12 protein-coding genes and 1 pseudogene are annotated in these 12,925 nt (G+C 64.0%); 9 read left to right on the top strand and 4 right to left on the bottom strand.

Annotation, left to right across the window (positions count from 1 at the left end; all coding sequences use genetic code 11):
- Positions 1–37: 37 nt before the first annotated feature.
- Positions 38–1,315, top strand: a complete 1,278-nt coding sequence (locus tag AB843_RS26385) for a DUF3363 domain-containing protein (RefSeq protein WP_425286803.1) — start codon at positions 38–40, stop codon at positions 1,313–1,315.
- Here AB843_RS26385 and AB843_RS07465 read toward each other — a convergent pair.
- The gene (locus AB843_RS07465) at positions 1,312–2,229 is read right to left on the bottom strand and encodes a LysR family transcriptional regulator (RefSeq protein ID WP_048646195.1); all 918 of its coding nucleotides are present in this window, start codon (positions 2,227–2,229) and stop codon (positions 1,312–1,314) included. The genes AB843_RS26385 and AB843_RS07465 overlap by 4 nt on opposite strands.
- Before the next feature lie 67 nt (positions 2,230–2,296).
- Here AB843_RS07465 and AB843_RS07460 point away from each other — a divergent pair.
- The 3 genes and pseudogenes from AB843_RS07460 to AB843_RS07450 all read left to right on the top strand — a co-directional run bounded on the left by AB843_RS07460 (position 2,297) and on the right by AB843_RS07450 (position 5,716).
- Positions 2,297–3,376 (top strand): annotated as a pseudogene (locus tag AB843_RS07460) (TIGR03571 family LLM class oxidoreductase).
- Positions 3,351–4,496 carry an alkene reductase gene (locus tag AB843_RS07455; protein ID WP_048646194.1) on the top strand — a complete coding sequence of 382 codons (1,146 nt, stop codon included), beginning with the start codon at positions 3,351–3,353 and terminating at the stop codon, positions 4,494–4,496. Before AB843_RS07460 ends, AB843_RS07455 begins: the two are co-directional and overlap by 26 nt.
- A gap of 35 nt (positions 4,497–4,531) precedes the next feature.
- Positions 4,532–5,716 carry an MFS transporter gene (locus AB843_RS07450; RefSeq protein WP_425286802.1) on the top strand — a complete coding sequence of 395 codons (1,185 nt, stop codon included), beginning with the start codon at positions 4,532–4,534 and terminating at the stop codon, positions 5,714–5,716.
- Positions 5,717–5,819: 103 nt separating this feature from the next.
- On the opposite strand, the gene AB843_RS07445 is transcribed toward AB843_RS07450, so the two are convergent.
- Positions 5,820–6,743, bottom strand: coding sequence for a LysR family transcriptional regulator (locus AB843_RS07445; protein WP_048646193.1), 924 nt, complete (start codon positions 6,741–6,743; stop codon positions 5,820–5,822).
- On the opposite strand from AB843_RS07445, the gene AB843_RS07440 reads away from it, so the two are divergent.
- Together AB843_RS07440 and AB843_RS07435 are read left to right on the top strand one after the other, a co-directional pair.
- Positions 6,690–8,432: an MFS transporter gene (locus AB843_RS07440; protein WP_206412817.1), complete on the top strand. Its 1,743-nt coding sequence runs from the start codon at positions 6,690–6,692 to the stop codon at positions 8,430–8,432. The genes AB843_RS07445 and AB843_RS07440 overlap by 54 nt on opposite strands.
- A 1-nt stretch (position 8,433) precedes the next feature.
- The gene (locus tag AB843_RS07435) at positions 8,434–9,393 is read left to right on the top strand and encodes a LysR family transcriptional regulator (RefSeq protein ID WP_082143698.1); all 960 of its coding nucleotides are present in this window, start codon (positions 8,434–8,436) and stop codon (positions 9,391–9,393) included.
- Here the strand turns inward: AB843_RS07435 and AB843_RS07430 are convergent.
- Both AB843_RS07430 and AB843_RS07425 read right to left on the bottom strand, forming a co-directional pair.
- Entirely contained in the window at positions 9,376–9,597 is a 222-nt protein-coding gene (locus AB843_RS07430; RefSeq protein ID WP_048646191.1) for a helix-turn-helix domain-containing protein, read from the bottom strand. The genes AB843_RS07435 and AB843_RS07430 overlap by 18 nt on opposite strands.
- A gap of 72 nt (positions 9,598–9,669) precedes the next feature.
- Positions 9,670–9,933, bottom strand: coding sequence for a helix-turn-helix domain-containing protein (locus AB843_RS07425; RefSeq protein ID WP_048646190.1), 264 nt, complete (start codon positions 9,931–9,933; stop codon positions 9,670–9,672).
- A gap of 107 nt (positions 9,934–10,040) precedes the next feature.
- Here AB843_RS07425 and AB843_RS07420 point away from each other — a divergent pair, with 107 nt between their 5' ends.
- The 3 genes from AB843_RS07420 to AB843_RS07410 all read left to right on the top strand — a co-directional run bounded on the left by AB843_RS07420 (position 10,041) and on the right by AB843_RS07410 (position 12,924).
- Positions 10,041–10,349, top strand: a complete 309-nt coding sequence (locus AB843_RS07420; protein WP_048646189.1) for a DNA -binding domain-containing protein — start codon at positions 10,041–10,043, stop codon at positions 10,347–10,349.
- A complete protein-coding gene (locus AB843_RS25495; protein WP_157384453.1) occupies positions 10,346–10,819 on the top strand; it encodes a HEPN domain-containing protein in 474 nt (157 codons plus the stop codon). Before AB843_RS07420 ends, AB843_RS25495 begins: the two co-directional genes overlap by 4 nt.
- 116 nt (positions 10,820–10,935) lie before the next feature.
- The gene (locus AB843_RS07410) at positions 10,936–12,924 is read left to right on the top strand and encodes a conjugal transfer protein TraG (protein ID WP_048646187.1); all 1,989 of its coding nucleotides are present in this window, start codon (positions 10,936–10,938) and stop codon (positions 12,922–12,924) included.
- Position 12,925: the final 1 nt, after the last annotated feature.

The following is a 12,925-nucleotide window of genomic DNA, read 5'->3' as shown; positions in this document are numbered from 1 at the left end:
CGGTCCCGTCACCGAGATCGAGCAGCGCCGCAAGCTCATGGCGGAGATCGACCAGGACCGGCTCACCCGTATCGACCGAGCGATGATCGCCGAAGCCGATGACCGTTTCATCGACCTGCGCCATGAACCGGACGATCTGCGCGGCCAGTCCGATCGGACCATGCGGCTGCGCCGTCTCCGCAAGCTTCGCGACATGGGCCTCGCCACCGAACACGCACCGGGCGTCTGGGAGTTGAGCGAACGGCTGGAGCCGACGCTGCGCGATATGGGCGAGCGGGGCGACATTATCCGCACCATGCAGAAGGCGCTCGGGGCCGAGGGCGCCGAGCGCGATCCGATGAGCTTCGAGATTCATGACGCCGCGCCCGCGACGTCGATCACCGGCCGCGTCATCGACAAGCACCTCACCGACGAACTGGGGGAGAGCCTGACACTGGTGGTCGATGGCATCGACGGACGCACGCACCATGTCGCCGGCATCGACCCGGCCCGCGTCGAAGACGCCCGCATCGGCAGCGTCATCGAGATCGGGCCGCCGGACAGCGCCGTCCGCCCGTCCGATCGCGCCATCGCCGGCATGGCCGAGGACTACATCTATCGGCCGAGCCGGCATCTGGAGCAGGCCCGGTTCGATGGTCGTGTGCCGGGTGGGGACTATGAGGGCTTCGTCGATGCCCATGTCCGTCGCCTGGAAGCGTTGCGGCGGGCCGGGATTGCGGAGCGGATCGACGCCGATCAATGGCGCATCCCGGAGGATTTCGAGGCGCGCGCTACCGCGCATGACGCGGGCCGGAATGCCCGTATCAATATCCGTATCCTTTCGACCTTCGACCTCGAGCGCCAGATCGGATCGGACGGCGCGACCTGGCTCGATCGGCGGCTGGTCGGCGCAGGCGCGTCGGACCTGTCGGCCGCTGGTTTTGGCGACCAAGTGCGCGAGGCGATGGAGCGGCGACGCGAGACTCTGATCGACCGGGGCGATGCCATCCGTCAGACGGACGGTCGCATCGCTTATCGGCGCAATCTGATCGCCACGCTTCAGGAGCGCGAAGTGGCCAGCACCGGCGCGGCGCTGGCGCAGGAGAGAGCGAAACCGTTCCGAGCTGCCGCCGATGGCGAAACCGTCGCGGGCACCTTCGCCGGGACCGTGCAGCTATCGAGCGGCAAATTCGCCATCGTTGAAAAATCTCAGGAGTTCACGCTTGTCCCGTGGCGGCCGGTCATCGACCGTCAGCTCGGGCGCGAGGTCGCGGGCATCATGCAGGGCGGATCGGTGTCGTGGCAGTTGGGGCGGCAGCGGGGATTGGGCATCTAAGCTGATGCTTTCGAACCGACCGCCATATGCTCGGCGAGGAAATCGACGAACGCACGGATACGTGCAGCAAGATGCTCATGGCCGACATAGACAGCGCTAACGGGCTCGATGTCGCCGGGATTGAAGTCCTCAAGCACCGCCACTAGCGAACCCGCCTCGATATCCGGCTCGATATGGTATCGGGCCAAGCGGGCCAGCCCCATGCCGGCGAGAGCAAGCCTTCGGACGGTTTCGCCATTGTTGACCCGCATCCGCCCGCGAAGCGGGGCGTAGGTCATTGTATCGTCTTCACGTTGACGGAACGGCCATTCGTGCATCGAGCGCCGGAAGTTGAAGCCGATACACTGATGCTGGGCGATGTCGGCCGGCGTTCGCAGTGGCGGCGCGCTTTCCAGATAAGACGGAGCGGCGACGACGGCATAACGGCTTTCCAATAGCTTTCGGGCTTTGAGACCGGAATCTTGCAGCGGCCCCACGCGGATCGCCACATCGGTACGGTTCTCGATCAGATCGACCATGCCGTCATCGAGCGAAAGGTCGATTTCGATCTCCGGGAAGCGGGCGAGGAAAGCTGGCAGGAGCGGTGTTATCGCGCAGTGCGCAATCGGCACCGAGGCGTTGACCCTAAGCAGGCCGCGCGGTGTGGAGCACGATCCCGAGGTGATGCTGCGCTCCGTATCGTCAATCTCGGCCAGTACATTGCGGGCACGCCGCAGGTAGATCTCGCCTTCCTGGGTCAAACTGAGCGAGCGGGTTGAACGGATCAGCAGGTTCGTCCCAAGTCGGGTTTCAATGCGGCCAACGACCTTGCTGACAGCCGAGGGCGACAGGCCGAGCGCTCGACTTGCGCCGGCAAAGCTGCCGCGATCAACGGCCTCGACGAACACCTCCATCTCTCCGGCACGATTGTTCATGGCCGCTCATCCTCACTCACGAATTCATTTCACCGCTGACGTTCCATAATAGCGGATTATCGAGTGAATGGCGAGCGGTTACGGTGCGGGTATGAATACGCACTCCCGCTCCGCAACTGCACTTGATCTGATTAATCGTCCCGGCCAACTGACGCTGGGCATCGAACTTCCGCTCGATAACGATTGGTCGCCGGAAGGCGAAGCGCGTCGCATCGCGGACGGACGCCCGCACGGCGTGCCTGATCTCTCCCGTTACCCCGAGTTGGTCCGGCAGATCGACGCCTCGGGCTTCGCCGCGATCTGGATGCGCGACGTTCCGGTGTTCGATCCGCGGAACTTCGGGGACGCGGGTTCGATCTACGATCCCTTCGTCAATCTCGGCTTCCTCGCAGGGATCACGAAGCATGTCGCGCTCGTGACGGCAGGCATCGTCTTGCCGTTCCGCCATCCCATGATGGTGGCGAAGGCGGCCGCGTCGGTTGATTGCCTGTCGGGCGGCCGGCTGATCCTCGGCCTCGCCTGAGGCGACCGTCCGGTGGAGTATCCGCTGCTCGGTCTCGACTTCGAGGGCCGTGGCGAGACTTTCCGCCAGAGCCTCGGCTATATGCGCGACGCCTGGAAGAACGGCAGACTGCCGCTCGGCGACGGACGCATAGCCGCCGAACTAGACCTGCTCCCTAAGCCTGCGCGAAGAACTATTCCCACCATCATCGCCGGTAACGGTCAGCAATCCGACGAGTGGATTGCCGGCAACATGGATGGGCGCTTCGTCTATCCCGGCAATCTCGATCGGATGGCGGCGCAGGCGGCGGAGTTCCGGCGGCTTCGGCAGGCCGCCGGGGTGAATCGCGGCGTCTTCATCAGCGCCTTTCATCTCGATCTTGCCGATGATCCCGACGAGTTGCCGACGCCCCGCCGGTTCGGCGCGCGCATCGGCCGCAAGCCGTTCCTCGACCATCTTGAGCAGCTTCGCGGTGCGGGCGTCGATCATCTGGCCGTGCTGCTGCGCCCGTCCCGCCGGCCGCTGCCGCAGGTGATCGACGAATTCGCCCGCGAGATCCTCCCCAGAATTGGCGAGGCGGCAGCCGGTCCACTTTCCCGACCTCACAAGGAAACTGCCGATGAGCAAACTGTTCGAACCGTTTGAGCGGGGGAGCCTCGTACTGCGCAATCGCATCGCGATGGCTCCGATGACTCGCTCACGAGCGCCCGATGGCGTCGCTGACGATCTCACAGCGACATACTACCGTCAGCGCGCCAGCGCCGGCCTGATCGTCACCGAAGGGACGCCGATTTCGCGCGCGGCCGAAGGCTTTCTGTTCATCCCGGGTATCTACACCGCCAAACAGATTGCCGGTTGGCGCAAGACCACCGAAGCGGTTCACGCGGAAGGCGGCGTGATCTTCGCCCAGCTCTGGCACGTCGGACGTGTGAGCCATGTTTCGAACCAGCTGGGTGGGATCGCGCCGGTCAGTTCGACCGACAGGATCGCCGCCAACTCCCAGGCCTGGGGCTTACGCGACGACGGCTCTCCGGGGCCTGTCGATGTTTCCCGACCGCGAGCGCTCTCGACCGAAGAGGTGCGTGGGGTAATCGACGATTTCGCCAAGGCTGCCGCCAATGCGGTCGAGGCGGGGTTCGATGGTGTCGAGCTTCACGGTGCGAACGGCTATCTGATCGAACAATTCATCAATCCGCTCGTCAACGACCGCACCGATGCCTATCGCGGCGACACGCTGGAAGGCCGCACCCGTTTCCTGCTTGAGACGATCGACGCCGTCATCGCCGGGATCGGCGCGGCGAAGACCGCGGTGCGGCTGTCTCCCTTCGGCGGGCTCTTCGACATGGGAGCCTATCCCGAGATCGAGGAAACCTATCTCCACCTAGCCGACGAACTGTCGACGCGCGGCATCGCCTACGTCCATCTCATGGACCAGAAATCACGGGGCAGCGCAGCTATCCCTTCGGAATTTCTCGTGCGGTTTCGGGGTCGTTTCAAAGGCGTATTGATCCTTGCCGGCGGCATGACGCGCGAGCTAGCCCAACAGCACATCGCCAATGGCCTGATCGATATCGCCGCCTTCGGCGAGCCCTTCATCGCCAACCCGGACCTCGTCGCCCGGCTTCGCAACGGCTGGCCGCTCGCACAAGCCGACCGCGACACCCACTACGGCGGCGATGCCCATGGCTACACCGACTACCCGACCTTTTACTCCAGCGCCACGCGTGCTGCCGCGGCCCAACCCGAGAAGGCAGATTCCCTTTGATTACGAGCACGAACAGACTGCCCGCCTTGTTGGCGATGATGGTCGGCGGATTCGCCATCGGCACCACCGAATATGCGAGCGTCGGCGTTCTCCCGCAGATTGCCGATGACTTCGGGGTCAATCTCGCACGCGCCGGGCTGGTCATCAGCGGCTATGCGTTAGGGGTCAGTTTTGGGTCGCCAATCCTCGCAGCCCTGACGGGAAGCCTTTCGCGCAAGACGCTGATGCTGGCGGTAATGGCATTGTTCGTGGTCGCCAATGCAGCAGCGGCGATGAGCACCAGCTATGAGGTGCTCATCGCCGCGCGCGTCGTCACTGCGCTGCCGCACGGCATCTTCTTCGGCGTTGGCGCGGCCATCGCCGCGAGTTTCGTTTCGGAAGACCGAAGAGCTTCGGCGGTGGCGATCGTGTTCGGTGGCCTGTCGATCGCGGTCGCGGCCGGCGTGCCGATAGCCACCGTCATCGGCCAGCGCTTCGGCTGGCCCATGTCCTATTGGTTCGTCGCGGCAGTGGGATTTGTGTCGTTCGTCGCCATGGCGGCGACCTTGCCCCGGAAGATCGACATCGCGCCGGCAGGAAGCCTCATGGACCAGATCAAGGTGCTCGGTAGCGGGCGGCTGCTGATGGCGTTCGGCATGAACTTCTGCGCCTGGGGCGGCACGTTCGTCGCCTTCGCCTATCTCCCCAGCATCCTCGCGGACATCACGGGCTTCAGCCCGAATGGTGTAGCCTGGATGCTTGCCCTCTACGGCGTGTCGGTGATCGTCGGCAACTTCCTCGGTGGTCGGGTGTCCGACAAGGCGGTGGTGCCGGCGCTGGTGCTGATGCTCGGCGCACAGGCGGCCGTACTGCTGATCTTCACTTTCACAGCTCCGTCCATGATCGGCTCGATCCTGACGCTCGGCGTGCTCGGCGCACTGATGTTCTGCAATATTCCGGGTCTGGCGCTTTATGTCGTGCAGCTTGCCATGCGTTATCGGCCCGGAAGCGTTGACATCGCTTCCACTATCAACGTGTCGGCCGCGAATGCCGGGATCGCGCTCGGCGCCTTCATCGGCGGAACGGTGGCCGACTCCCGCCTGGGGCTGGGCGCTACGCCGTGGGTGGGCGCCGTCATGGTCGGCGTCGGCCTGCTGCTGACCTTGTGGAGCGGCTACCTCGACAAACGCGAAGCGCATCACAGCCGGGGCGAGGTCAGGCCGGCGGCAAGCGAGGCTTGAACCGATGCCCTGCTGCCTGGCTCCCACTCAGATTGAGGAGGAACGGCCTCCACGCGACGCGGCATGTCATTCAGCGCGGTTCGCAACCCCAACCGCAACCGCGTCATTGCGCCGAAATCGGGAGCCTCTTGATGCTGGGCGGCATGATCTCGGTCAGCCACTCGACAAAGGCTCGGGTTTTGGCGGGGACCAGACGCGCGGACGGGTGAACGACATAGATCGCCTCGGGCGCGGCCACCGGATAGCCGGGAAGGACCGGCGTCAGCCGGCCACTCTCCAGTTCTGGCCCCGCCAGCCAGTCGGACACCATTGCAATGCCGATCCCGGAGACGGCGGCCTCGACCAGGCTCGTCGCATCGTCGGTAACGAGCGGCCCGGATATGCGGACGGCAAGCGAGCCATCGCTTCCTTGCAGATGCCAGACAGGGTGCGAGGCCAAGCGCGAGAAGCCGATGCAGGCATGCGCGGTGAGGTCGGTGGGGTCCATGGGCACGCCACGCGCCTTCAGATAGTCCGGAGAGGCGCAGAGCAGGCGGCGCGCAGGCGCGAGTTTGCGAGCGATCAGACGGCTGTCGGCAAGTTCGCCGATCCGTACGGCAACGTCGAAGCCTTCAGCGACGAGATCGACATAGCGGTCTTCATATCGCGCCTCGATCGTGAGGCCGGGATGCTCGGACAAGAAGCGGTCGAGCACGGGCGCGATCCACATTCGCCCGAAGGTGGCAGGAAGCGACAAGCGCAGCGTGCCGCGCACCGTGCCCGACGCCTCGGCCGCTTCCGCGTCGATCTCGGTCATAACCTGCACCGCCGCGCGCATTCGCTGATAGTATATCTCGCCGGCTTCGGTCAGCGCGACACGCCGCGTTGTGCGCTCCAGAAGCCTAACGCCCAAGCGCTTTTCCAGCGCCGTGACGCGGCGCGACACGAGCGATCCGTCGCGGTTCAGCACCGCCCCGGCCGCCGTGAAGCCGGCATGCTCGACCGTGGCGAGAAAAGCCGCGACCTGATCGAAGTAGGAACCATTCATTGCTGCACCACATGCAGAAGCAATCTGCGAAAATGCCATATTATCCTATTCAATAGCAGGAATTACGGTTGCGGGAAACAGTCCGCGTCTCTGGAACCGCCGTTTCGCCGTGCGCTCCCGCGCGGCGCAACGGAGTTCCCAATGGACGCTACACAAGGGCTGGCCACCACCGACGGCCGAAACAAGATTCTCGCCGCCATCTGCTTATCGGCAGTCATCATCCCGCTGGTCTTCACCGGGCCGGCGATCTCTACACCTGCTGTCGGGCGCGATCTCGGCGGCGACCAGGCAAGCTTGAGCTGGATCGTCAACGCATACGCCATCGCCTTCGGCGGCTGCGTCATGGCAGCCGGCGCGCTCGGCGACCAGATCGGCCGCAAGCGCTGCTTCGTCGTCGGTCTGGTGATCTTCACCGCCACCTCCATTCTGATCGGCCTGACGCCCAGCCTTCTACTGCTCAATCTGTTGAGGGCCGTGGAGGGCATCGGCGGGGCACTTGTCCTGACGTCGGCGACATCGCTCCTCGCGCAGGAGTTCGAGGAGGCGGAACGGCCGCGCGCCTTCAGCTTCCTCGGCACCGCCTTCGGCGTCGGTCTCGCTTTCGGGCCGATGGCGTCAGGCTTCATCATCGAGCACTGGGGCTGGCGCGCGCTCTACTACGGCATTGCCGCCGTCTCGCTGCTCATACTGCTACTCGGAACGCCGAGGATCAGGGAGTCGCGTGACCCGGAGGCGAAGGGCATCGACTGGCCGGGCACGATCCTGTTCACGGCGGCGCTGGTCAGCTTCACCTTTGCGGTTGTGCAGGGGCCGCAGCACGGTTGGGCGAGCTTGCGCGTGATCGGCCTGTTCACAGGCTCGGTAGCTTTGCTCGCCGCATTCGTGGGGGTCGAACTTCGACAGGCGCGGCCCATGCTGGACCTTTCGCTTTTCAGATACCCGCGCTTCATCGGCGTGCAACTCCTGCCGGTGGCGACAGGGTTCAGCTTCGTAGCGCTGATCGTCTATCTGCCGATCTGGTTCATCGCCATTCAAGGCCGAGACGAGTTTGCCGCCGGCCTCGCAATCCTTCCGCTGACGGCACCGATGCTTATCGTGCCACTTCTGGCAGGTACGCTCGCGAAGTGGATCGCGCCGGGCATTCTCTCAGGCATCGGCTTCCTGATTTCCGCCATCGGCGCGTTACTTCTCATGCGGCTTTCGCCCGAGGGAGGTGTCTGGCCGATGATCCTGCCGATGTTGCTGATCGGCATCGGCAATGGCCTACCTTGGGGCTTAATGGACGCGCTGTCAGTCAGCGTCGTTCCGAAGGAACGTGCCGGCATAGCCTCCGGCATCTTCACGACCAGCCGCGTTGCAGGTGAGGCCATTGCCATCGCCGCCATCGGGGCTGCGCTGATCGGACTGACAGCCCATAATCTTGGAGCCGCCGTATCCGAAAAAGGCATTACGCTGCCACTCGGAGCCGCCGAGATCGCGGCGGGCATCGGCTCAGGCGCACACGGCGCTGCGGCCCCGGCCAGTCCCACGAACGATCTGTCGCTCACCGCCGTGATCCATAGCGCCTACACGGACGCCTTTGTGACCATCCTTATCATTCTCGCATTGCTTGCCACGATCACGGCTGCGGTATGCCTGCTCACGCTCCGCCGTGAAGCCGCGCCTTCCGAGGCGGAAGAGACGACGTAAGATGCGGCGAAGCGCACGAACCCGGAACAAGTCAACCGAATTTTCCCAAGCTCAGCTTGGGCAAATCCCGCTCGTTGCGCTTCGTCATGCGGTTGTCGTCGGCGACGTCCTGAACTTCCGTCATGCTGCGAATGTATTAGGGGTTACGCAGTCGAGCGTCAGCGCCCGGATCAAGGCGCTGGAAGAGGCGCTTGGTATCGTTCTGTTCGAGCGACGGCATCGCGGCGTGCGGCTGACCGAGGCCGGACGACGTTTCATCGCCGAGGTATCGGCGGGTATCGATCATCTCGACTATGCGGTGCGGACCGCGGGCGCCGTCTCCAATGGTGGAGAGGGCCGGCTTGCCATCGGGCTGCACGCCTCAATCGCCTTCGGCTTCCTTGCCGATCTGCGCTGCCGGTTCCGTTCAGCCTATCCAAAGGTCGAGCAAGCCATCATGGAGGGCCGATCCTCCGAGACGATCGCCCTGGTACGCGACGGCCAACTCGATGTCGCCTTTGTCGTCGGCGCCGTCGAAGCCCCGGACTGTCACTCCCGTGAACTCTGGCAAGAGCCCCTTGTGATCGCTTTGCCGGCGGAACACCCGCTGGCCTCGTCGCCGGTCATCACCTGGGCCGATCTCGCGCCGGAAACCTTTCTCGTACGCGATGGCGGCTCTGGCCCCCAAGTGTTCGATCACGTCGTTCACCGCGTCGTCGAGCGGGAGCGGTCTCCGCAAATCCATCGGTTCGACGTCGGCCGAGACACGCTGATGCACATGGTGGCAGCGGGTGATGGCATAACGCTGACCAGCGAAGCCACGACCCATGTCCGGTTCCCGGGCGTCGTGTTTCGCTCGATCGCCGACGAGACGAAGCAAGCCCGGTTCAGCGCCGTATGGTCGCCGCACAACCGCAGCCCGGCCCTCCGGAACATGCTCGATCTCGCGATCCAAATGAGCCGTTCAGCGCGATCCGTCTGACGATTTCAGAAGCTCGCCCGGTTCGATTCCGAGCGCATCGGCAATCTGCCCCAACACCGTCACGCTGGCCGACACGTCCGCACGTTCGATCGCGCCGATGTAGCGAGCGCTCAGGCTGGCGCGATCAGCCAGTTCCTCTTGCGTCATGTTCTTGTCATGACGCGTCCGACGCAGGTTGACCGCCATGACCTCCTTGAGATCCATGGCGCGAGAGGAACCAGCGCAGGAATGATCGTTCCAGGAACGATCATTCCGATTCGTTCTTGCCTGTGGTATTCACTCGCCTGAGCGGCGCGACGTGCCCGCGACCGGCTCGATTCTGGCCAGGAGATCGGCGGTGGACACGCCCAAGACCGCAGTAATGTCCACGAACTCTACGACATCAATCCGCCGCTCGCCATTCTCATACTTGGCGACGAAAGATTGCGGCTTGCCCAGCGCGGTTGCCAACTCGGCCTGTGTAAGTCCTTTGTCCTTGCGCGCTTCGACTAGCAGGGATTGCAGAAGTAGTTGTCGGGGGGTGCGCAAGGATTTCTGCATTCGGGACGGCTCTCCGTTGAAAAAGGGGAGCTGTTCCGCTAATCCTGATTCAGGATTATCCCATTTCAGGATTCCGATGAGCCAGAGGTCCGAAGGAGGGCCGTGCAATGCGGGTGCGACCCGAGCTTGACCCCGATGTCGATGATCTCGCCCCGACCGGGCCGGAGATCACGATCTATGACGAGGCACATTTTGTAACCTACATGCGCCTGCTCGACGCCGAGGCAGACAAGGCGGACTGGACGGAGGTGGCGTGCATCGTGCTGCATCGCGATCCCGTCGCCGAAACCGATCGGACACGCGCCTGCTGGGAAAGTCATCTCGCCCGCGCGCAGTGGATGACGAAGACCGGCTACCGCAAGATTCTCGAACAGGCCGCGATCGACGCGCGATCGTCGTCGGGTGATCGCGTTTGATAGTCGGGGGCGGCCGGACCGCCGAACTCGGTCGCGACCTGCAATATCTCTCCTTGGCGAAAGCGTATGGGGAAGCGGCCGGCCGACTGAGGCGATGCACCGCCCCGCTAGAAGCCGTCCGCCTTCCGTTCTTCCATCTCTTCGCGCACGCCATCGAACTCTCGTTGAAGGCGGCACTTAGCTTTCAGGGAAAAGACGAAGAGTATCTCATGTTGATGGGCCACGGATTGGAGCGGTGCTGTCGTCGAGCTGTCGACGGCGGCCTGCGCCCTCTCGATAATCGAGATTTCCTGCCGCTCATCGACATGCTCGACCAACCCCATGCGCTGCAAGCCTTTCGCTATCCGCAGCCCCTGCTTCAGCCGTTGCCGGATGTGGACGAGTCGCTGTGCATCCTTGCTGATCTTCTCAGCGTTATCGACGCCTACGTGTCGGGGACAGGTAAGGCGCCGCATCCGGGGCGGTTCTGACCGTCCTATTTCTTCGCCATGGTATCCTATAGCCCGATGCCTGATCTTTTCTGTTGCTTGTCGCCCAAAGGCTTATTCTCTGATCGGCTCCGTCTCTCTTGCCGATCGGAGCTTGTATGCGTGGAGGTCAGATCCTTTGGGGCCAGGTCGCCGTCGTTTTCACCATCGTCCTTCTGACCACATGGACGGCGACACAATGGACGGCTTGGCGGCTCGGCTTTCAGGCCCAACTCGGTGGACCATGGTTTACCCTGGCGGGCTGGCCGATCCACTATCCACCCGCCTTCTTCTGGTGGTGGTATTTTTACGACGCCTATGCACCCTCCATCTTCGTGGAGGGGGCGATCATCGCTGCGTCCGGCGGTTTTATCTCCATCGCCGTCGCCATCGGACTTTCTCTTGTTCGGGCGCGGCAGGCGAAGAACGTCGCGACCTACGGTTCGGCGCGATGGGCGGAACCGGAGGAGATCAGGGCGGCCGGGTTACTTGGCGCAGACGGCGTGGTGCTCGGCCGGCTCAGTCATGACTACCTGCGCCATGACGGGCCGGAGCATGTGCTGTGCTTCGCGCCGACGCGGAGCGGCAAGGGCGTGGGCTTGGTTGTGCCCACACTGCTGACCTGGCCCGGCAGCACGATCATTCACGACATCAAGGGGGAGAATTGGGGACTGACGGCGGGCTTCCGCTCGCATCACGGCAGGACGCTGCTGTTCGATCCGACCAATCCCGCATCATCGGCTTACAATCCGCTGCTGGAGGTGCGGCGCGGCGACAAGGAAGTCCGCGACGTGCAGAATATCGCCGACATCTTGGTCGATCCAGAAGGCGCGCTCGACAAGCGGAATCACTGGGAAAAGACCAGCCATTCGCTGCTGGTTGGCGCGATCCTTCACGTCCTCTATGCGGAAGCCGACAAGACGCTCGCCGGCGTCGCCAACTTCCTCTCCGATCCGAAGCGCCCCGTCGAGGCGACGTTGCGCGCCATGATGAACACGCCACACCTCGGCGCGGCCGGCGTCCATCCCGTTATCGCGTCATCGGCGCGCGAGCTGCTGAACAAGTCCGACAACGAACGCTCGGGCGTGCTTTCCACCGCGATGTCATTCCTCGGGCTTTATCGCGATCCCGTGGTGGCGAAAGTAACGGCGCGCTGCGATTGGCGCATTGCCGATCTGGTGACAGGAGAACGACCTGTCAGCCTTTACCTCGTGGTGCCGCCGTCCGACATCAACCGCACCAAGCCACTCATCCGTCTTCTTCTCAATCAGGTGGGTCGCCGCCTGACCGAAGACCTCAACACATCCGCCAATCGTCATCGGCTCTTGCTGATGCTGGACGAGTTTCCGGCGCTCGGTCGGCTCGACTTCTTCGAGAGCGCCCTGGCGTTCATGGCGGGCTACGGCATCAAGAGCTTTCTGATCGCGCAAAGCCTCAACCAGATCGAGAAGGCTTATGGCGCAAACAACAGCGTGCTCGACAACTGTCATGTGCGCGTCGCCTTCGCCACCAATGACGAGCGCACCGCCAAGCGCGTATCCGATGCGCTCGGCACCGCGACCGAAATGCGCGATTCCACCAACTATGCCGGCCATCGGCTGTCGCCCTGGCTGGGGCATCTCATGGTCTCACGGCAGGAGACGGCCCGGCCGCTGCTCACGCCCGGCGAGGTGATGCAGCTTCCGCCAACCGACGAATTGCTGCTGGTCGCGGGCGTGCCGCCGGTCCGGGCGAAGAAGGCGCGCTATTACGAGGATGCCCGGTTCAGGGAGCGGCTTCTCCCGCCGCCAAAGCCAGCGAGTCCGAAGCGATCGACGCCGCCGGCCGACGACTGGTCAGCGTTGACGATCCCCCTTGCATCGGCAGGCGCGGCGCAGGGCAGCGCCGCGGGCGCCCGCACTGATCCGGCAAACGCCGGCATCCGCCGCGAACCGGAATTGCCCGAACATGAGGAGATCGCGCAGCCGGAACGTCCCGCCGGGCACGAGTTCGACGTGTTGGACGACGAAGCCGACGTGGACGCCGCCAAGGCGCGCAGCCTTCGTCAGCAGGTCACGTCCGTCGCCCGGCAGGCGACGATGGACCCTGCCGACGGCATCGAGCTTTGAG

Source organism: Nitratireductor soli (assembly GCF_001050155.1).
GTDB classification, from domain to species: Bacteria; Pseudomonadota; Alphaproteobacteria; order Rhizobiales; family Rhizobiaceae; genus Nitratireductor; species Nitratireductor soli.
The sequence above is the reverse complement of the archived record's forward strand: the minus strand, read 5'-3'. Positions and strand labels throughout refer to the sequence as shown.